This window comes from Chryseobacterium indoltheticum (genome assembly GCF_003815915.1).
GTDB classification, from domain to species: domain Bacteria; phylum Bacteroidota; class Bacteroidia; order Flavobacteriales; family Weeksellaceae; genus Chryseobacterium; species Chryseobacterium indoltheticum.
The window spans coordinates 3,996,635-4,016,003 of sequence record NZ_CP033929.1 but is presented as its reverse complement, the minus strand read 5'-3'; the positions used below and the strand labels follow the sequence as shown (position 1 = coordinate 4,016,003).

Genomic DNA, 19,369 nt, shown 5'->3' with positions numbered 1-19,369 from the left:
TAGTTCCTTATTAATAACCTTTGTAAATAATCTAAGATTCAAAAAGAGACAGAAAATATTTAAATTATCTACTTAAAACTCAAATAATTAATTTGCTAATTCAAAAATATTTCATAATTTTGCAGTCCGAAAAGTAGGTTTACTTTATGTGAGTGCGGTAACCTACTGAATAATGAATGCTTCCAAACTCATTAATTATTCAAATTTAAAAAATAAAAAATGGCTAAAAAAGTCTTTAAAATGGTAAAACTTCAGGTGAAAGGTGGCGCTGCTAACCCTTCTCCACCAGTAGGTCCAGCTTTGGGTTCTGCAGGTGTGAACATCATGGAGTTTTGTAAGCAGTTTAACGGAAGAACCCAAGATAAGCCAGGACAAGTTTTACCTGTAGTAATTACAGTGTACGAAGACAAATCTTTTGAATTCGTAATCAAAACTCCTCCTGCAGCAATCCAGTTGATGGATGCGGCTAAAATCAAAGGTGGCTCTGGAGAACCAAACAGAAACAAAGTAGGTGCTGTATCTTGGGCTCAGGTTCAAAAAATCGCTGAAGATAAGATGACAGATCTTAACTGCTTTACAATGGATTCTGCAGTTTCTATGGTTGCAGGTACTGCTAGATCTATGGGATTAAGAGTAACAGGAACTAAACCAACTTTTAACGCTTAATACTTAGAGAAATGGCAAAATTGACTAAAAAGCAAAAGGAAGCTTTAAGCAAAGTAGAAAAAGGAAGAATCTATAACCTTGAAGAAGGTTCTGCTCTTGTAAAAGAGGTGAACACTGCAAAGTTTGATGCTTCTGTAGATATCGCTGTAAGATTGGGTGTAGATCCAAGAAAAGCAAACCAAATGGTAAGAGGTGTTGTATCTCTTCCTCACGGTACTGGTAAAGACGTTAAAGTTTTAGCTTTAGTAACTCCAGATAAAGAAGCTGAAGCTAAAGAAGCTGGTGCTGACTATGTAGGTCTTGACGAATATTTACAGAAAATAAAAGAAGGTTGGACAGATGTTGACGTTATCGTTACAATGCCAGCTGTTATGGGTAAATTAGGACCATTGGGTAGAGTTTTAGGACCAAGAGGTTTGATGCCTAACCCAAAATCAGGTACTGTAACTATGGAAATTGGTAAAGCAGTAACTGAAGTAAAAGCTGGTAAAATTGACTTTAAAGTAGACAAATACGGTATTATCCACGCTGGTATTGGTAAAGTATCTTTCGATGCTGCCAAAATCAAGGAAAATGCTCAGGAATTGATCTCTACTTTGATCAAAATGAAGCCAACTGCTGCAAAAGGAGTTTATGTAAAAAGCATTTATTTGTCTTCTACAATGAGTCCTGGTATTGCAATCGATACTAAATCTGTTAACTAATTATAATCCTTAAGACAATGACAAAAGACCAAAAAGTTGTAGCGATACAAGAGATCAAAGACTTGCTTCAGGATGCAAAAGTAGTTTATGTAGCAGATCTAGACGGTTTGAACGCTGCAAAATCTTCTGACTTCAGAAGACAGGCTTTCAAGCAAAATATCAAAGTAAAAGTGGTAAAAAATACACTTTTGCAAAAAGCAATGGAACAAATTGACGGAGTAGATTTCTCTGAAATGTTCCAGACTTTCAAAGGTAACTCTGCATTAATGATTGCTGAAACGGCTAACGCTCCTGCAAAATTAATCAAAGACTTTAGAAAAAAAGAAGAGAAGCCGGCTTTAAAATCAGCTTTCGTTCAAGAAACTTTCTATGTTGGTGACAACAGCCTTGATGCTCTAGTAAGCATTAAGTCTAGAGAAGAAATGATCGGTGAAATCATCGGATTACTTCAGTCTCCAATTCAAAGAGTTGTTTCTGCTCTTCAAAACAAATCTGAAACTGCAGAAGCTACTGCTGAAGAAGCTGCACCTGCTGTAGAAGAAACTCCAGCTACTGAAACTCCAGAAGCTGCTGCAGAAGGAGAAGCTCCAGCTGCAGAATAATTAGACTCTCAAAAAAATCAATCAATAATCAACAAAAACATTACAACAATGTCAGATTTAAAAAATTTAGCTGAAACGCTAGTAAACTTAACAGTAAAAGACGTAAATGAATTAGCTACTATCCTTAAGGATGAGTACGGAATCGAACCAGCTGCTGCTGCAGTTGTTATGGCTGGTCCTGGTGCAGGTGAAGCTGCTGAAGAAAAGACTGAATTCGACGTAATTCTTAAGTCTGCAGGTGCTTCTAAATTAGCTATCGTTAAATTGGTAAAAGATTTAACTGGTGCTGGTCTTAAAGAAGCTAAAGATATCGTAGACGGAGCTCCTTCTGCTATTAAAGAAGGTATCTCTAAAGACGAAGCTGAAGCTCTTAAGAAGCAATTAGAAGAAGCTGGTGCTGAAGTAGAATTGAAGTAATCACTTACTTTCAAAATATAAGAAGCAACTACATTTTGTAGTTGCTTTTTTTTGCATTATATCGAGCTAATTCCGTCATATTTTATTTTTAAATAATTTCCTAAGATTTTCCGCATTGAAAAAATTATCGTTGACAATGTTTAAAGTATTTTGCAGAAAAACATTTATTGTTATGGTGTTGGAATGAATAAATTTCAGTTTAGATAACCAACTCATTATTAGTGCTTTTTTATTGTTTATGAAATTAATAATCCGTATATTTGCAGTCTCTTTTGGCGCTAAAAATTAAACATAATACGGTAAAATATTGAAAATCAGCTCTTTCATTAATTTGGAAGGGTATTCTGTATTTTTACTGTTTACGCTTTTTTGCCATTAGAAAAAAAATAAAAATATTTTGCATTACACTGTGAAAAGATATACCAGTGTTGCAGTTAGAAAGAGACATTTATAAAGTAGTAAGAGCCAAGGTCTTTCGTGAGCGCCAAAAACACTTCTTCCTTGTTACTTTTGCCTTTTACCTTTCTTTTTCTGATATTTTTGAATAAAAACAAAATATTTTTTAACCCTTTCTTAAAAGTTTTATGAGTAAAACAACATCAACAACTAGGGGAGTTGAGAGAATTAATTTCTCTTCGGCTAAAGGAAAAATCATTACTCCGGATTTCTTAGATATCCAGCTAGAGTCATTTAAAGATTTTTTCCAGCTAGACACACTTCCTGAGGACAGAAAGAAAGAAGGTTTGCACAAAACCTTCCAAGAAAACTTTCCAATTACCGATTCTAGAAACCAATTTGTATTGGAATTCTTAGATTATTTGGTAGATTCTCCACGTTATTCAATCAATGAATGTGTGGAAAGAGGTTTAACGTATTCAGTTCCTCTAAAAGCTAGACTTAAATTATACTGTACAGACCCTGAACATGAAGATTTTCAGACTGTTGTACAAGATGTATATTTAGGTCCGGTTCCTTATATGACAGACAGTGGTTCTTTCATTATCAACGGAGCAGAAAGAGTTATCGTTACGCAACTTCACCGTTCACCTGGTGTATTCTTCGGACAGACTTACCACGCAAACGGAACAAAATTGTACTATTCAAGAATTATTCCTTTCAAAGGATCTTGGATGGAATTTACGACCGATATCAACAGCGTAATGTACGCGTATATCGACCGTAAGAAAAAATTACCTTTAACAACGTTATTAAGAGCGATCGGTTTCGAATCTGATAAAGACATTCTTCAGATCTTTGACCTTGCAGAAGAAGTAAAAGTTTCTAAAGCTGCTCTTAAAAAAGTAGAAGGTAGAACTTTGGCTGCGAGAGTATTGAACACTTGGTTCGAAGATTTCGTAGACGAAGATACTGGTGAAGTAGTTTCTATTGAAAGAAACGAAATCATCTTAGACAGAGAAACTATTCTTGAAAAAGAACATTTAGATCTTATTTTGGATGCTGGTGTGAAATCTATCTTGATTCACAAAGAAAATTCAAACGAATTCTCTATCATCCAGAATACTTTACAAAAAGACCCTACCAACTCTGAAAAAGAAGCGGTAGAATATATTTACCGTCAGTTAAGAAATGCAGATCCACCAGATGAGGAAACTGCAAGAGGAATTATCGAAAAATTATTCTTCTCTGAGCAAAGATATTCACTTGGTGAAGTAGGACGTTACAGACTAAACAAAAAGTTAGGTCTAAACATTCCTACAACTACTGAGGTTCTTACAAAAGAAGATATCATTGCGATTGTAAGACACTTGATCGAATTGGTAAACTCTAAAGCGGAGGTTGATGATATTGACCACTTATCAAACAGAAGAATTAAAACTGTTGGTGAGCAATTAGCAGGACAGTTCGGTGTAGGTCTTTCTAGAATTGCAAGAACAATTAAGGAAAGAATGAACGTTAGAGATAACGAGATATTTACTCCTCTTGACCTTGTTAATGCGAAAACTTTAACATCAGTTATTAACTCATTCTTTGGTACCAACCAGCTTTCTCAGTTTATGGACCAAACCAACCCATTGTCAGAAATCACGCACAAGCGTAGACTTTCTGCCCTAGGACCTGGTGGTTTATCAAGAGAAAGAGCAGGTTTCGAGGTACGTGACGTTCACCATACTCACTATGGTAGAATCTGTCCTATCGAAACTCCTGAAGGACCAAACATTGGTTTGATTTCATCTCTAGGTATTTATGCCAAAATCAATACATTAGGTTTCATCGAAACTCCATATAGAAAAGTAAATGACGGTACTGTAGATTTAAATGCAGATCCTATTTATCTAAATGCGGAAGACGAAGAAGATAAAGTAATTGCTCAGGCAAACGTAGAATTGAATGACAACGGTACATTTATCACAGACAGAATTATTGCTCGTCTAGACGGTGATTATCCTGTAGTTGAGCCTTCTGAAGTTAACTTGATCGACGTTGCACCAAACCAGATTTCTGGTATTTCAGCTTCATTAATTCCATTCTTGGAGCATGATGATGCGAACCGTGCATTGATGGGATCAAACATGATGCGTCAGGCAGTTCCTTTGTTGAAGCCACAAGCTCCAATCGTAGGTACAGGTCTGGAACAGCAAGTTGCGAAAGATTCTAGAATCTTGATCAATGCTGAAGGTACAGGTACTGTAGAATACGTTGATGCTGATAAGATTACTATTAAATATGAAAGAAGCGAAGACGAAGATTTAGTATCATTCGAATCTGCTACGAAAACATATAACCTTACTAAGTTTAGAAAAACTAACCAGAGTACTACAATTACCCTAAGACCAAACGTAAGAGTAGGTGAAACAGTGGTAAAAGGACAGGTACTTTGCGATGGTTATGCTACTGAAAAAGGAGAATTGGCTTTGGGTAGAAACTTAGTCGTTGCGTTCATGCCTTGGAAGGGTTACAACTTTGAGGATGCGATCGTAATCAACGAAAAAGTGGTACGTGAAGACTGGTTTACTTCTATTCACGTAGATGAATATTCTCTTGAAGTTCGTGATACCAAATTAGGTATGGAAGAATTGACAGCAGATATTCCTAACGTTTCTGAAGAAGCTACAAAAGATCTTGATGAGAACGGAATGATCAGAATCGGTGCTGAAGTGAAGCCTGGTGATATCATGATCGGTAAGATTACTCCAAAAGGTGAATCTGACCCTACTCCTGAAGAGAAGCTTCTTAGAGCAATCTTTGGTGACAAAGCTGGTGATGTGAAAGATGCTTCATTGAAAGCAGATTCTTCATTAAGAGGTGTTGTGATCAACAAGAAATTGTTCTCTAGAAACATTAAAGATAAAAAGAAAAGAACTGAAGAAAAACTTAAACTTGAAGAGATTGAAAACACTTACAAGACTAAGTTTGACGAGTTGAGAAATAGTTTAATTGAAAAATTAAATACTCTTGTTAGCGGTAAAACTTCTCAGGGAGTTACCAACGACTTAGATGAAGAAATCATCGGTAAGGGTATGAAATTTACTCATAAATTATTAACATCAGTAGAAGATTACGTTAACGTAAGCGGTGCAGATTGGACGGTTGACAACGATAAGAATGAATTGATTAAACAATTGATTCACAACTACAAAATCAAATTCAACGATATTCAAGGAGTTAAAAACCGTGAGAAATTCGCAATTTCTATCGGAGATGAGCTTCCAGCTGGTATCATGAAGTTGGCTAAAGTATATATCGCTAAAAAACGTAAACTAAACGTTGGAGATAAAATGGCGGGTCGTCACGGTAACAAAGGTATCGTTTCGAGAATCGTTCGTGAAGAAGATATGCCATTCCTGGAAGACGGAACACCAGTAGATATCGTATTGAATCCACTTGGGGTACCTTCTCGTATGAACATCGGTCAGATTTATGAAACAGTTCTTGGATGGGCTGGTCAGAAATTGGGTATGACGTTCGCTACGCCAATCTTTGATGGGGCAACGCTAGATCAGATTACAGAGTATACTGAGAAAGCAGGAGTTCCTAAATTTGGTCACACTCACCTTTATGATGGTGGTACCGGAGAAAGATTTACTCAGGCTGCAACGGTAGGTATTATCTATATGTTGAAACTTGGGCACATGGTAGATGACAAAATGCACGCACGTTCTATCGGACCTTACTCATTGATTACTCAGCAGCCATTAGGAGGTAAAGCTCAGTTTGGTGGACAGAGATTCGGAGAGATGGAGGTTTGGGCTCTTGAAGCATTTGGAGCATCAAATATCTTGAGAGAGATCCTTACTGTGAAGTCAGATGACGTGATTGGTAGAGCAAAAACTTATGAAGCGATTGCGAAAGGTGAAGCAATGCCTGAACCAGGTATTCCTGAATCATTCAACGTACTACTTCACGAGTTACAAGGTCTTGGATTAGACGTAAGACTAGAGGAATAATTTTAAATTTTAAATTATAAATGTTGAATGGCAACATTCAAAAATTAATCTAAAATCTGAAATCTAAAATTTAAAATCTAACAAATGTCAAATAAAAATAAATCAAGTAGATTTAATAAAATAACCATCGGTTTAGCTTCTCCGGAGTCTATTTTACAGGACTCAAGAGGGGAGGTTCTTAAGCCGGAAACTATTAACTACAGAACGCACAAACCTGAAAGAGACGGTTTGTTCTGTGAAAAAATCTTCGGTCCTATCAAGGATTACGAATGTGCTTGTGGTAAATACAAGAGAATTCGTTACAAGGGGATCGTTTGTGACCGTTGTGGTGTAGAGGTTACGGAGAAAAAAGTACGTAGAGAGAGAATCGGGCATATCAATTTGGTAGTTCCTATCGCTCACATCTGGTATTTCCGTTCTTTACCAAACAAAATCGGTTACCTTTTGGGTATTCCTTCCAAGAAATTGGATATGATTATTTATTACGAAAGATATGTGGTAATTCAGCAAGGTATCGCTAAGAAATTAGACGGTGCTGATTTTGATCATATGGAATTCCTTACAGAAGAAGAATACCTTGATATCATGGAAACTCTTCCTGTAGAAAACCAATATCTTGACGATTCAGATCCAAACAAATTCATCGCTAAAATGGGTGCTGAAGCTGTTGAGGAGCTATTAAAAAGAATCGATCTTGATGCATTGTCTTTCGATTTGAGACACAAAGCTCACAACGAAGGTTCTAAGCAAAGAAGAACTGAAGCTCTGAAAAGATTGAACGTTGTAGAAGCATTGAGAGGTGCTAATACTAGAATGATCAACAGACCGGAGTGGATGATTATGCGTGTACTTCCTGTAATACCACCAGAACTAAGACCATTAGTTCCATTGGATGGAGGACGTTTCGCTACTTCTGACTTAAATGACCTTTACAGAAGAGTTATTATCAGAAATAACCGTTTGAAGAGATTATTGGAGATCAAAGCTCCGGAAGTAATCTTGAGAAACGAGAAGCGTATGCTTCAGGAATCTGTAGATTCATTATTCGATAATACAAGAAAATCTTCAGCAGTAAAATCAGAATCAAACAGACCATTGAAATCACTTTCAGATTCATTGAAAGGTAAGCAAGGTCGTTTCCGTCAGAACTTACTAGGGAAAAGGGTAGATTACTCGGCTCGTTCGGTAATTGTTGTAGGTCCAAACTTACAACTTCACGAATGTGGTATTCCTAAAGATATGGCTGCTGAGCTTTACAAACCGTTTATCATCAGAAAACTGATCGAAAGAGGGATTGTAAAAACAGTAAAATCTGCAAAGAGAATTATTGACAGAAAAGAACCTGTAGTTTATGATATCTTAGAAAACGTGATGAAAGGTCACCCTGTTCTATTGAACAGAGCACCTACCCTTCACAGACTGGGTATTCAGGCTTTCCAACCTAAGATGATCGAAGGTAAGGCAATCCAACTACACCCGTTAGTAACAACAGCATTCAACGCCGATTTCGATGGTGACCAGATGGCGGTACATTTACCATTAGGGCCTGAAGCAATCCTTGAAGCTCAGTTATTGATGTTAGGTTCTCAGAATATTTTGAACCCTGCAAACGGTTCTCCAATTACGGTACCTTCTCAAGACATGGTTCTTGGTCTTTATTTCATGACCAAAGAATTGAGCTCTACAGAAGATATGAAAGTTTTGGGAGAAGGTCTTGCATTCTATTCTCCGGAAGAAGCGGAAATCGCTTATGCTGAAGGTAGAGTTTCATTGAACGCTAAAGTAAGATGTAGACTTCCTATTAAAGAAAACGGTGAAATCACTACGAAATTAACTGAAACTTCTGTAGGTAGAATCTTATTCAACCAAATCGTTCCTAAGCAGTCAGGATATATTAATGAGCTTCTTACAAAGAAATCATTAAGAAATATTATCGGTAGAGTACTTGCTGATACAGATTTCCCTACTACTGTGAAGTTCTTGGATGCAATGAAGGACTTAGGGTATTCAAACGCATTCAAAGGAGGTCTTTCGTTCTCATTAGGTGACATCGTTGTTCCTGTTGAGAAAAAGAAAATGATCGCTACTTCAATTGAAACAGTTGACGAAATTAGAGCCAACTATAACATGGGTCTAATTACAGATACAGAACGTTATAACCAGGTAATCGACGTTTGGACAAACACAAACGCTGGATTAACTGAGATGATCATGAGCAGAATGAAAGTTGACCAAGGTGGATTCAATTCTGTATATATGATGCTTGATTCTGGTGCGAGGGGTTCTAAGGAACAGATCCGTCAGTTATCAGGGATGAGAGGTTTGATGGCAAAACCGCAGAAAGCTGGTTCTACCGGTGCGGAAATTATCGAAAATCCGATTCTTGCAAACTTTAAAGAAGGTCTTTCCATCTTAGAATACTTTATCTCTACTCACGGTGCTCGTAAAGGTCTTGCGGATACCGCTCTTAAGACTGCCGATGCGGGTTACTTAACGAGAAGATTGGTAGACGTTGCACAAGACGTTATCGTTACAGAAAACGATTGTGGAACATTAAGAGGTACAGAAGTTACTGCACTTAAGAAAAATGATGAGATCGTTGAAAGAATCTCTGAAAGAATCTTAGGTAGAGTTTCTTTACACAATATCTATGATCCTGAAACTGATGAGTTAATCGCTCCTGCAGATCAGATCATTAATGAAGCTTTAGCTAAAAGAATCGAAGAAATAGGTCTTGAAGCAGTTGAGGTTCGTTCACCATTAACATGTGAAACCAAAAAAGGAATCTGTGCTAAATGTTACGGTAGAAACTTAGCGACAGGTAAACCAATTCATATGGGTGAAGCAGTAGGTGTTATTGCTGCACAATCAATTGGGGAACCGGGAACTCAGTTAACATTGAGAACCTTCCACCAAGGGGGTGTATCTACAAACGTATCAGAAAACCCTTCAATTACTGCAAGAAGAGATGGTATCGTAGAATTGGATGAGGTAAGAACAATTACTTCTGAAGATGAAAACGGAAACACTGCTGAAGTAGTAGTATCTCGTACAACAGAATTTAGATTGGTTGCTGATAACGAATCTAGAACTCCATTGATGATTGCCAACGTACCTTACGGTTCTCAGTTATTGGTAAAACCTGGTGATAAAGTGAAAAAAGGAGATACCATTGCAAAATGGGATCCTTATAACGCGGTAATCATTGCAGAAAATGCTGGTAAAGTAGAATACGAAGATATTATTCAGGGTATTTCATTCCAATTGGAGATTGACGAACAGACAGGATTTGAGGAGAAAGTAATCTCTGAATCTAGAAATAAGAAAGCCGTACCTACATTAAAAGTAGTAGATTCTAAAGGTGTTGAACAAAAAGGTTACAACTTACCGGTAGGAGCCCACTTAATGGTAAACGATGGTGAAAAAATTAAGGCTGGTAAAGTCTTAATCAAAATCCCAAGAAAAGCTGCTAAAACAGGGGATATCACCGGAGGTCTTCCGAGAGTTACAGAATTATTCGAAGCAAGAAACCCTTCAAACCCGGCGGTTGTTACAGAGATCGATGGGGTAGTTTCTTACGGAAAAATCAAGAGAGGTAACCGAGAATTGATCGTTGAGGCTAAAACTGGTGAGAGAAAAATTTATTTAGTTAAATTATCAAACCAGATCTTAGTACAGGAGAATGACTTTGTAAGAGCTGGTTCGCCACTTTCTGACGGTTCAGTTACTCCAGACGATATCTTGAAGATCAAAGGGCCAACTGCGGTTCAGGAATATTTAGTAAATGAAATTCAGGAAGTTTACCGTCTACAAGGGGTAAAAATCGACGATAAGCACTTCGAAATCATCGTAAGACAGATGATGACAAAAGTATCAATCGTTGATGGAGGTGATACTCAGTTCCTTGAAGCTGCTCTTGAGCACAAATACGATTTCTTAATGGAAAACAACAGAGTGTTTGGTCTTAAAGTAGTTACAGAAGCTGGTGATTCTAAAGAATTCAAGCCAGGACAGATGATTACTGCAAGAGAACTAAGAGACGAAAACTCTAAGTTGAAGCGTGAAGATCAGGCTTTAGTTGAAGTAAGAGAAGCACTTCCTGCAACGGCTACGCCGGTATTGCAAGGGATTACAAGAGCAGCTCTACAGACTAAGTCGTTCATGTCTGCAGCATCGTTCCAGGAAACAACTAAAGTTCTAAACGAAGCAGCAGTTGCTGGTAAAGTAGACAGCTTGAATGGTCTTAAAGAAAATGTAATTGTAGGACATAGAATTCCTGCAGGTACAGGTCTTAAAGAGTATCAGAATGTAATCGTAGGTTCTAAGAAAGAATTCGAAGACCTTAATTAAAATTAATGATTTGAAATTTGAGGTTTGAAATTATTTTTATACTTTCACAATCTCAAATTTCATATTTAAAAATATAACTTATACAATGGACAATCAAAATCAAAACAACGATCCAAACAACATCAACATCCAACTTAACGAGATGGTAGCTTCAGGAGTTTACTGTAACCTTGCGTTAGTAAACCACTCTCCATCTGAGTTTGTAGTAGATTTCATCCAGTTAATGCCGGGTGTACAGCAGGCTAACGTGAGATCAAGAGTAATCTTGGCTCCACTTCACGCTAAGAGAGTTTTAGCTGCACTTCAGCAAAACATCACAAACTACGAGCAACAATTCGGAGAAATCAAAGAAGTTGAGCCTTTCGTATTAGGAGGAAACAACGTTAACGCTTAAGATTTATCTTACTATATAAAATACCTCAACGGAAGTTGGGGTATTTTTTTTGTCATTTATATAAATATTTACACAAAAATTCAATCCGAATCATCCAATTGTATATCTTTGGTTTAGGATATGATAAAAATGACATGATAAATAATGAGTTTATATTAAATAAATTTGGCTACTTAGGTAATGATTTTTCGGTAGAGCTTCAGAAGCATGCTGTGGTAACAGAAGTGAAAGCTAAAACCGAAATTATCAGAGAAGGACAAAAGAATAAATATGTACCATTTTTAGTAAAAGGTTCTATAAAAGTATATGCCTTAAACGACGGAAGAGAACTCATTTATTATTATATACGACCCAATGACAGCTGTCTGATGACATTTTCGTCAATATTCTCAGACTGTATCAGCAAAATATACGCTGTTTCGGAAGAAGACTCAGAAGTGATATTAGTTCCGGTTTCTGTCGTTCTCGACTGGCTCATCAAATATCCTCAAATCAACAGGCTTTTTTACCACGAATACGACAAAAGGTTTTCAGATGTCATGAATATGGTCAATGAGGCGGTATTTCATAAGCTTGATAAAAGAATTTTAAGCTATATTAAACAGCAGATCTTAATTACCGGAAACAATCCTATTAAACTTACTCACAAAGAAATTGCTAACAATTTGGGGACTTCAAGAGAAGTGGTCAGCAGGGTTCTGAAAAAAGTAGAAAATGAAGGCGAAATTATCCAGACTAAAGAAGGAATAAAAATACTTGTAAATGAGGGTGTCAAATGAAACTAAGTCATCTTATTAAATAAATTTAACACATTGATTGATTAAAATAACTCACTCGGTGACTTTTATCACCAAATTTTAGCATCATAAGTTGATAAGTTTGTCATACGAATTAAACATTTGTGCGTATGACAAAAACTTTCCTTTTTTTGTCAATATTTATTTCAGGTTTTGCCTTTGCTCAGGAAGACCTTTTGAAAGATATTGACACCATTCAGACAAACAATACAGAAAATTCACCACCAGCATTTAAGGCGCTTCAGATTGTTACAGGTCAGTCTACAAAATTGTCTGCAAAAAATGAATGGTACATTGTTATCGCGCATCGTTTTGGAGATGTAAGCAAAGGCTTCAAAGACTTTTTCGGGTTAGATGATGCTTCTACGAAATTAGGAGTAATCTATGGTGTTACAGATAATATCTCATTGAGTCTTTCGCGAGAAACTAATCTCAAAACTTTTGAAGGCGCTGCGAAATATAAATTAATCAAGCAAAGTGAAAATTTCCCGGTTGATATTGTAGGATATAATGTTATGGCGGTGAATACAGACCTCAGCAAAGATAATTATCCGCATCTTCAATTTGGAGACCGACTTTCTTATCTTACTCAGGCATTGATTTCGAGAAGGTTTAACGAAAATTTTTCCTTACAGTTAACACCTTCTTACGTTCACAAAAACCTTTATGAGCCGATGATTGAAGATAAAAATCAATTTCTTGCAGGTTTGGGCGGTCGTTATAAAATTTCGAAAAGAATATCAATTAACGCCGAGTATTTTGTGAATTTTGATAATCACAGTTTTTATAAAAATCCACTCTCTTTAGGGATGGATATAGAAACCGGCGGACATGTGTTTCAGCTTTTATTTACCAATTCACAATTGAATTCAGATATTGGTTATCTCACAAACGCTTCAGGAAAATGGGAAAAGGGGCAGATTTTTTTTGGGTTTAATCTTTATAGAGTTTTTTAGGTATGAAAAAAATAATCTACATCGTTTCACTTGCAGTGGTATCAATTGCTTGTGAAAGCAGAACCTACGAAGAGATTTCAGACAAAACTCCTATTGCAGAGCTGGTAACCTACAACAAAGATGTAAAACCTATTATTGATGCCAACTGTGTAAGTTGTCATTCGCCGGGTGGTTCAGCTTCATTTCAACCTTTGACAGGCTATAATCAGTTAAAAAATAATATTGATAAAATTATTGATAGAATTAGCCGGCCAACCGGAGATCCTCAAAAAATGCCTCAAGGCGGTAGTTTATCATCATCACAAACTATGATCATCACAAAATGGAAAACCGATGGGTTGACAGAAAATTAAAAGAAACAATATGAAAAATTTAATATTATTAATCGTTATACTAAGTTTCGGATCTGTTGTTTCGGCTCAGAAGTATACAACCAAAACTGGCAAAGTAACGTTTGAGGCATCAGTACCATTATTTGAAGATGTTTTTGCACAGGATGATAATAATGTCGCTATTGTTAATGCTGATACAGGAGATTTTGCTTCTGTTTCATCGGTAAAGAATTATCGTTTTAAAGTTAAATTAATGGAAGAACATTTTAATGAAAGCTATGCCGAATCTGCAAAATATCCCAAAACAACCTTTAAAGGTAAGATTGTGAACTTTGATAAAACAAAATTGACGGCATCGCCAAAGAAGTACACAGTTCAGGGCACTTTAAATTTTCACGGAGTAGATAAAGCACTGAGTTCAAGTGCTGTAATTTATTCTAAAGAGGGCAAAATTTATATGCAAGGAAATTTCGTTGCAAAACCCGCAGATTATAAGGTGACCATTCCTAAAATGGTTACTAAAAAAGTAGCAGAAAATGTAAATGTTGAATACAATTATATACTATCAAAATAATGACAAAAATATTTTTTATCCTAAGTTTCATATTGAGTTTTACCGTAATGTCGGCTCAGGAAAAAGCAAAATCTATTTTTGATATTGCCAGAAGCGGAACTGTTGCAGAAGCAAAAGAGCTGATGAAGCAGAATCCCGATGTTATTAATCAAACCAACGAAAACGGATTTTCTCCGCTAATCCTCGCTTGCTACAGAGGAAATACTCCTGTTGCAGAATTTTTGATGGCAAAAGTAAAGGATATTAATTACGGTAGTGATCAAGGTTCAGCGCTTACGGCAGCGGTTTTTAAAAATAACAAAGAACTCACTCAAAAATTATTGGCAAATGGAGCCAATCCAAATCTTGCAGATACCAAAGGCACTACTCCTTTGATATATGCTGTTCAGCTTCAGGATAAAGATCTCGTAGAAACACTATTAAAAAACAAAGCCAATAAAAATTTGGCAGATAAACAAGGTAAAACAGCATTCGAATATGCCGTATTTACTAAAAATATCGAAATTATTAACTTATTAAAAAATTAAAGATGAAAAAAACATTATTTTCTTTACTATTAACTATGGGGTTTTTGGCTTCTTCACAGCAAAAATCTACAGGAGTGATGACATGCACGGTTGGCACAAGATCTATAACCGCTAATATTACCTTAAATAATACGACAAATAAAGTGAGACTGGATTTAACAGGACCTTCTGACAGATGGTTTGGATTTACATTCAGAAGTGCAGCCAACTCTGGGATGTCTGGTGCTCCTACAGATGCTTTGACGTATAGCAGCGCAGGCTTTTCCGACAGAAATCTGGGAGGCATCGGAGTATACAACACAGACACTCAAGACTGGACTGTAGTAAGCGCTCCCGTAGTTTCTGGTGGTATAGTTTCAATGGCTTATGAGCGTAATATGACAACAGGAGACGGGGTTAACGATTATCAGTTTAATTATGCTTCGGCAGGCAGTATTACTACCAAATGTGTTATTACAGGTGCAGCAGACTTAGCTATAGCACCACATGGAGGGTCTGCCAATACAGCTGTTACAAGCGGAACATTTTCAATTTTGGGTATAAGCGAGCTGGAAGCTGAAAGCAAAGCGATTAAAATGTATCCTAATCCTGCGAAGGAAAAAGTATATTTCAAAAATGCTGATAAAATAAGATCTGTTGATATTTACGAAACTACAGGCAGAAAAGTAAAAACAGTAAAAGTTGACGGTGAAAACATCAGTGTAGCTGATTTAAAATCGGGCAATTATTATTTTGAAATCACTTTAAAAGACGGTTCTACTTCGTATCAACAGTTAATTAAAGAATAAATTGAAGCCACTGAAAAGTGGCTTTATTATTTAAAATATAAAGACATTTTTCCGCCCTTTAGGATTAGGGATGGCTCGAAAAATCTTATCAAAATTACTCCATTTAGGGGTAATTTTTTTGATGAGATTAAACCGGCTCTTAATGTTTTTTTAACGTACGAAACTTTTTTGTGAAATTTACTGAGGCTACCTTTGCAAAAAAAATAAAATGAAAAAAGTATTGGCATTTTTAATGCTCACTTTATCACTAACAATATTTGCTCAGGCAGGAACAGTTGACACGGCCCAAATTGTTATTCCTAATCGTTTTAATAATGCAGAAGCGATGCAGAAGCCCTATGTTATTATGATTTCTGCAGACGGTTTCAGATATGATTATGCTAAAAAGTACAATGCTAAAAATCTTTTAAAATATTCAGGTGAAGGTATCCGTGCAAAAGCAATGACTCCAAGCTATCCGAGTATTACTTTTCCAAATCACTGGACATTAATTACAGGATTATATCCTTCTCATCACGGTTTGATTGATAATTTTTTCTACGATTATCAACGTAAAGAAGCATATGCAATGAGCAATCGCCAAAATGCTGAAGATGGATCATGGTACGGTGGAACTCCGCTGTGGAGTTTGGCAGAAAAGCAAGGAACAATCAGTGCTTCTTTGCAATGGGTAGGTTCGGCAAGTAATGCAGGTGGAATGAGGCCAACGTATTATTATCCTTATCACGAAAAATTTACACCTTCAGAAAAAGTAGGTAAAGTAATTAACTGGCTGAAACTACCTGAAGATAAAAGACCGCACTTTATCTCCTTATACTTTCCTGAAGTCGACGGAGCGGGCCATCATTTTGGTCCCGAAGCCAAAGAAACTGAAATAGCAGTTCACTTAATTGATGAAGCAATAGGAAATTTGGTTCAGAAAGTAAATCATTTAGATTTAAAAAATGTAAATTTCATCTTCGTTTCCGATCACGGAATGATAAAAGTTGATGGCGGAAATCCACTCGAAATTCCTGCAATGCTTTTTGATAAAAAAAGATTCGATTATTACAATTCTCAGACCTTATTGAGGGTTTATGTGAAAAACTCTGATGAGGTTAAAAAGGTGTATAAAGAATTAAAAATCAATAAAACAGATGACTACGAAGTTTATCTGGATAAGAAACTACCAAAATATCTTCATTTTGCTACGAAAGATGACCGATATAATAGAATAGGACAAATTTTATTAATCCCAAAAGCTCCAAAAATATTTTTAGAAAGAGATAAAAGAACTTCGGTAGGCAAACATGGTTACAACCCTAGAATTGTTCCTGAAATGAATGCTACATTCTTCGCTTGGGGTTCAGAATTTAAAAATAATTTGGTTATTGATCAATTTGAAAACATCAACGTTTATCCTTTGGTTGCTGAGATTTTAGGTTTAAAAATCATTAAGCCTATTGACGGAAAAATAAAAGTGTTGAAAAAAATAGTAAAGAAATAATATAAGTCCTGAAAGGACGACTTAGAAAAGGATAGGGCGAAACCCTATCAAAAAACAATTATAATAAGATTTCGGCGAGGCAAAAGCTAGCCGAAACTGTATTTTGCAATAGTCAAACAAAAGAAATTATGAATTAAACTTTTGTAAAACAAAAAAGACTCTCCAAAAATGAAGAGTCTTAATTTATAATTAAATCTGAGGAGATTACAAAGATTGCATATCAATCACAAAACGGTATCTTACATCGCTTTTCAGCATTCTTTCATACGCTTCATTGATGTCTTGCATTTTGATAACTTCAATTTCAGAAACAATATTGTGCTCACCGCAGAAATCAAGCATTTCCTGAGTTTCAGCAATACCTCCGATCACAGAACCGGCAACCGATTTTCTTCCCATAATCATTGGTGGAGTAAACAGGCTGTCTTCCATTTTACCGATAAAACCTACCAAAACATGAGTCCCGTTTATGGTCAAAGTTGAAATATAAGGGTTTACATCATGATCGTAAGGAACCGTGTCGATAATTAAATCAAACTTTCCTTTTACAGAATTCATCTGCTCTTCATCAGTCGAAATAATGACGTGATCTGCACCCAATTTTTTTGCATCTTCAGTTTTTCCCGGAGTTCTTGAGAATAAAGTTACTTCCGCTCCCAATCCTTTCGCTAGCTTAATTGCCATATGCCCTAATCCGCCCAAACCGACAACGGCAACTTTAGAATCAGAACCAACATTCCAGTGTCTTAAAGGCGACCAAGTGGTAATTCCTGCACAAAGAAGCGGTGCAACTGCAGCCAAATCCAGATTTGCCGGAATTTTTAAAACATGTCCTGCATCTACCACTACTTTTTGAGAATATCCACCAAAAGTATGGCCTCCCAAATGCTCATCTTTTCCGTTGTATGTTCCGATAAATCCGTTTTCGCAATATTGTTCCAGATCATGTTTGCAGCTGTTGCAATGTCCGCAAGAATCTACAATACAGCCCACTCCTGCAAGATCACCCACTTTAAATTTAGAAACATCGCTTCCTACTTTTGTAATTTTTCCTACAATTTCATGACCGGGAACTGATGGATATTTAGTTCCGCCCCAATCGTTTCTTGCGGTGTGAAGATCAGAGTGGCAAACGCCGCAATATAGAATTTCAATTTCTATATCATTCGCTGTCACTTCTCTTCTTTCAATATTCATTTCTGCTAAATCGGCAGTTTTAGATTCTGCTCCAAAAGCTTTTACTGTGAATGTGTCCATATATTTTTTTTAAGTTTTAAATTAATTATAATATTTCTGTTTTCTATTTACAAAATTCGATAGATTTAATGTAAAAGTACTTATATAAATTACAGAATCATTTACCAATTTTACTTACATTGAAAATTGTAGGCAGGAAATTGGTAATTTTGAATAAAAATTTACTTCATGGAAGATCAGGAAGTTGAAATATACAACAGCGTTTCAGAATACAATAAAATGGTGAATCAGGAAACGATGCATCCTTTGGTGAGTGTGGTAGATTTTTCAAAATCTGATCCTATTTGTCAGTTCAAAAGAACCTTTGGTTTTTACACTGTTTTTCTGAAAGACGTAATGTGTGGCGATATGCAGTACGGAAAACACAGCTATGATTATCAGGAAGGAACTTTAGTTTTCATCGCTCCCGGACAGACTTACGGAATTTATAATGCAGGAGCTTATATTCAGCCTGCAGGTTTTGCCTTAATTTTTCATCCCGATTTATTGAAAGGAACCAATTTGGGAAAAAATATCAGAGAGTACAATTTCTTTTCTTACGATGTTCATGAAGCGTTGCATCTTTCAGAAAAAGAAAGAGAGATTATTTTAGAATGTTTTAAAAATATAAAACTAGAACTTGAGCAAGCCATTGATAAACATAGTAAATCATTAATTGTTAATAATATTGAACTGTTTCTGAATTACTGCATGCGCTTCTACGACCGCCAATTTATTACAAGAGATCACATTAATCAGAATTTTATAGGCAAGTTTGAGAAATCTTTGGATGATTATTTGAAATCTGATAAGCCTAAAAATCTAGGGTTTCCAATGGTTAATTATTTCGCAGAACAACTTAATCTTTCAGCGAACTATTTTGGGGATCTGATAAAAAAAGAGCTCGGAATTTCTGCTCAGGAATTTATTCATAATAAGCTGATCGATGTAGCAAAAGATCAGATTTTTGATGCATCAAAATCTATCAGTGAAATCTCTTATGATTTAGGATTCAAATATCCACAGCATTTCACAAGATTATTCAAAAGTAAAGTAGGGGTTTCTCCAAGCGAGTTTAAAGCTCTGAATTAAATTTGTGATTAGTTTTTTTAACAAAAGTTTGTAAATTGTAAT

The 19,369-nt window shown here is 36.0% G+C and carries 16 protein-coding genes; 15 read left to right on the top strand and 1 reads right to left on the bottom strand.

Annotation, left to right across the window (positions count from 1 at the left end; all coding sequences use genetic code 11):
- Positions 1 to 219 precede the first annotated feature (219 nt).
- From rplK to EG358_RS18405, 14 genes are all read left to right on the top strand, one after another.
- Entirely contained in the window at positions 220 to 666 is a 447-nt protein-coding gene (gene rplK / locus EG358_RS18470) for a 50S ribosomal protein L11 (protein ID WP_034679146.1), read from the top strand.
- Positions 667 to 677: 11 nt separating this feature from the next.
- Positions 678 to 1,370, top strand: coding sequence for a 50S ribosomal protein L1 (gene rplA, locus EG358_RS18465; RefSeq protein WP_074231999.1), 693 nt, complete (start codon positions 678 to 680; stop codon positions 1,368 to 1,370).
- A gap of 17 nt (positions 1,371 to 1,387) precedes the next feature.
- Positions 1,388 to 1,972, top strand: a complete 585-nt coding sequence (rplJ, locus tag EG358_RS18460; RefSeq protein ID WP_076560129.1) for a 50S ribosomal protein L10 — start codon at positions 1,388 to 1,390, stop codon at positions 1,970 to 1,972.
- 48 nt (positions 1,973 to 2,020) lie between these two features.
- Entirely contained in the window at positions 2,021 to 2,389 is a 369-nt protein-coding gene (gene rplL / locus EG358_RS18455; protein ID WP_055983830.1) for a 50S ribosomal protein L7/L12, read from the top strand.
- A gap of 584 nt (positions 2,390 to 2,973) precedes the next feature.
- The gene (gene rpoB, locus EG358_RS18450) at positions 2,974 to 6,795 is read left to right on the top strand and encodes a DNA-directed RNA polymerase subunit beta (protein WP_076560127.1); all 3,822 of its coding nucleotides are present in this window, start codon (positions 2,974 to 2,976) and stop codon (positions 6,793 to 6,795) included.
- Positions 6,796 to 6,879: 84 nt separating this feature from the next.
- The gene (gene rpoC, locus EG358_RS18445; RefSeq protein ID WP_076560125.1) at positions 6,880 to 11,145 is read left to right on the top strand and encodes a DNA-directed RNA polymerase subunit beta'; all 4,266 of its coding nucleotides are present in this window, start codon (positions 6,880 to 6,882) and stop codon (positions 11,143 to 11,145) included.
- An 85-nt stretch (positions 11,146 to 11,230) separates the two neighbouring features.
- A complete protein-coding gene (locus EG358_RS18440) occupies positions 11,231 to 11,539 on the top strand; it encodes a DUF3467 domain-containing protein (RefSeq protein ID WP_066676059.1) in 309 nt (102 codons plus the stop codon).
- A gap of 134 nt (positions 11,540 to 11,673) precedes the next feature.
- Positions 11,674 to 12,318, top strand: coding sequence for a Crp/Fnr family transcriptional regulator (locus tag EG358_RS18435; protein ID WP_076560470.1), 645 nt, complete (start codon positions 11,674 to 11,676; stop codon positions 12,316 to 12,318).
- 128 nt (positions 12,319 to 12,446) lie between these two features.
- Entirely contained in the window at positions 12,447 to 13,292 is an 846-nt protein-coding gene (locus tag EG358_RS18430; protein ID WP_076560124.1) for a DUF5777 family beta-barrel protein, read from the top strand.
- Between the two features lie 2 nt (positions 13,293 to 13,294).
- The gene (locus tag EG358_RS18425) at positions 13,295 to 13,645 is read left to right on the top strand and encodes a cytochrome c family protein (protein ID WP_076560122.1); all 351 of its coding nucleotides are present in this window, start codon (positions 13,295 to 13,297) and stop codon (positions 13,643 to 13,645) included.
- A 10-nt stretch (positions 13,646 to 13,655) separates the two neighbouring features.
- On the top strand, positions 13,656 to 14,198 hold the full coding sequence (locus EG358_RS18420; protein ID WP_076560120.1) for a YceI family protein: 543 nt from the start codon (positions 13,656 to 13,658) through the stop codon (positions 14,196 to 14,198).
- The gene (locus EG358_RS18415) at positions 14,198 to 14,725 is read left to right on the top strand and encodes an ankyrin repeat domain-containing protein (RefSeq protein WP_076560119.1); all 528 of its coding nucleotides are present in this window, start codon (positions 14,198 to 14,200) and stop codon (positions 14,723 to 14,725) included. Before EG358_RS18420 ends, EG358_RS18415 begins: the two co-directional genes overlap by 1 nt.
- Positions 14,726 to 14,727: 2 nt before the next feature.
- Positions 14,728 to 15,513 (top strand): T9SS type A sorting domain-containing protein, encoded by a 786-nt coding sequence (locus EG358_RS18410; RefSeq protein WP_083677025.1) that lies wholly within the window; start codon positions 14,728 to 14,730, stop codon positions 15,511 to 15,513.
- Positions 15,514 to 15,721: 208 nt separating this feature from the next.
- On the top strand, positions 15,722 to 16,999 hold the full coding sequence (locus tag EG358_RS18405; RefSeq protein ID WP_076560115.1) for an alkaline phosphatase family protein: 1,278 nt from the start codon (positions 15,722 to 15,724) through the stop codon (positions 16,997 to 16,999).
- 204 nt (positions 17,000 to 17,203) lie between these two features.
- On the opposite strand, the gene EG358_RS18400 is transcribed toward EG358_RS18405, so the two are convergent.
- Complete coding sequence (locus EG358_RS18400) at positions 17,204 to 18,256, bottom strand: NAD(P)-dependent alcohol dehydrogenase (RefSeq protein ID WP_083677024.1); 1,053 nt, start codon at positions 18,254 to 18,256, stop codon at positions 17,204 to 17,206.
- Positions 18,257 to 18,424: 168 nt separating this feature from the next.
- On the opposite strand from EG358_RS18400, the gene EG358_RS18395 reads away from it, so the two are divergent.
- A complete protein-coding gene (locus tag EG358_RS18395; RefSeq protein ID WP_076560114.1) occupies positions 18,425 to 19,327 on the top strand; it encodes a helix-turn-helix domain-containing protein in 903 nt (300 codons plus the stop codon).
- Positions 19,328 to 19,369: the final 42 nt, after the last annotated feature.

Bases quoted from the DNA above. Each gene is read 5' to 3' on its own strand.
- EG358_RS18430 (WP_076560124.1), top strand. From the start codon at position 12,447: ATGACAAAAACTTTCCTTTTTTTGTCAATATTTATTTCAGGTTTTGCC.
- rplL (WP_055983830.1), top strand. From the start codon at position 2,021: ATGTCAGATTTAAAAAATTTAGCTGAAACGCTAGTAAACTTAACAGTA.
- rplJ (WP_076560129.1), top strand. From the start codon at position 1,388: ATGACAAAAGACCAAAAAGTTGTAGCGATACAAGAGATCAAAGACTTG.
- EG358_RS18405 (WP_076560115.1), top strand. From the start codon at position 15,722: ATGAAAAAAGTATTGGCATTTTTAATGCTCACTTTATCACTAACAATA.
- rplA (WP_074231999.1), top strand. From the start codon at position 678: ATGGCAAAATTGACTAAAAAGCAAAAGGAAGCTTTAAGCAAAGTAGAA.
- EG358_RS18435 (WP_076560470.1), top strand. From the start codon at position 11,674: ATGATAAATAATGAGTTTATATTAAATAAATTTGGCTACTTAGGTAAT.
- EG358_RS18440 (WP_066676059.1), top strand. From the start codon at position 11,231: ATGGACAATCAAAATCAAAACAACGATCCAAACAACATCAACATCCAA.
- rpoC (WP_076560125.1), top strand. From the start codon at position 6,880: ATGTCAAATAAAAATAAATCAAGTAGATTTAATAAAATAACCATCGGT.
- EG358_RS18410 (WP_083677025.1), top strand. From the start codon at position 14,728: ATGAAAAAAACATTATTTTCTTTACTATTAACTATGGGGTTTTTGGCT.
- rplK (WP_034679146.1), top strand. From the start codon at position 220: ATGGCTAAAAAAGTCTTTAAAATGGTAAAACTTCAGGTGAAAGGTGGC.
- EG358_RS18395 (WP_076560114.1), top strand. From the start codon at position 18,425: ATGGAAGATCAGGAAGTTGAAATATACAACAGCGTTTCAGAATACAAT.
- EG358_RS18400 (WP_083677024.1), bottom strand. From the start codon at position 18,256: ATGGACACATTCACAGTAAAAGCTTTTGGAGCAGAATCTAAAACTGCC.
- rpoB (WP_076560127.1), top strand. From the start codon at position 2,974: ATGAGTAAAACAACATCAACAACTAGGGGAGTTGAGAGAATTAATTTC.
- EG358_RS18415 (WP_076560119.1), top strand. From the start codon at position 14,198: ATGACAAAAATATTTTTTATCCTAAGTTTCATATTGAGTTTTACCGTA.
- EG358_RS18420 (WP_076560120.1), top strand. From the start codon at position 13,656: ATGAAAAATTTAATATTATTAATCGTTATACTAAGTTTCGGATCTGTT.
- EG358_RS18425 (WP_076560122.1), top strand. From the start codon at position 13,295: ATGAAAAAAATAATCTACATCGTTTCACTTGCAGTGGTATCAATTGCT.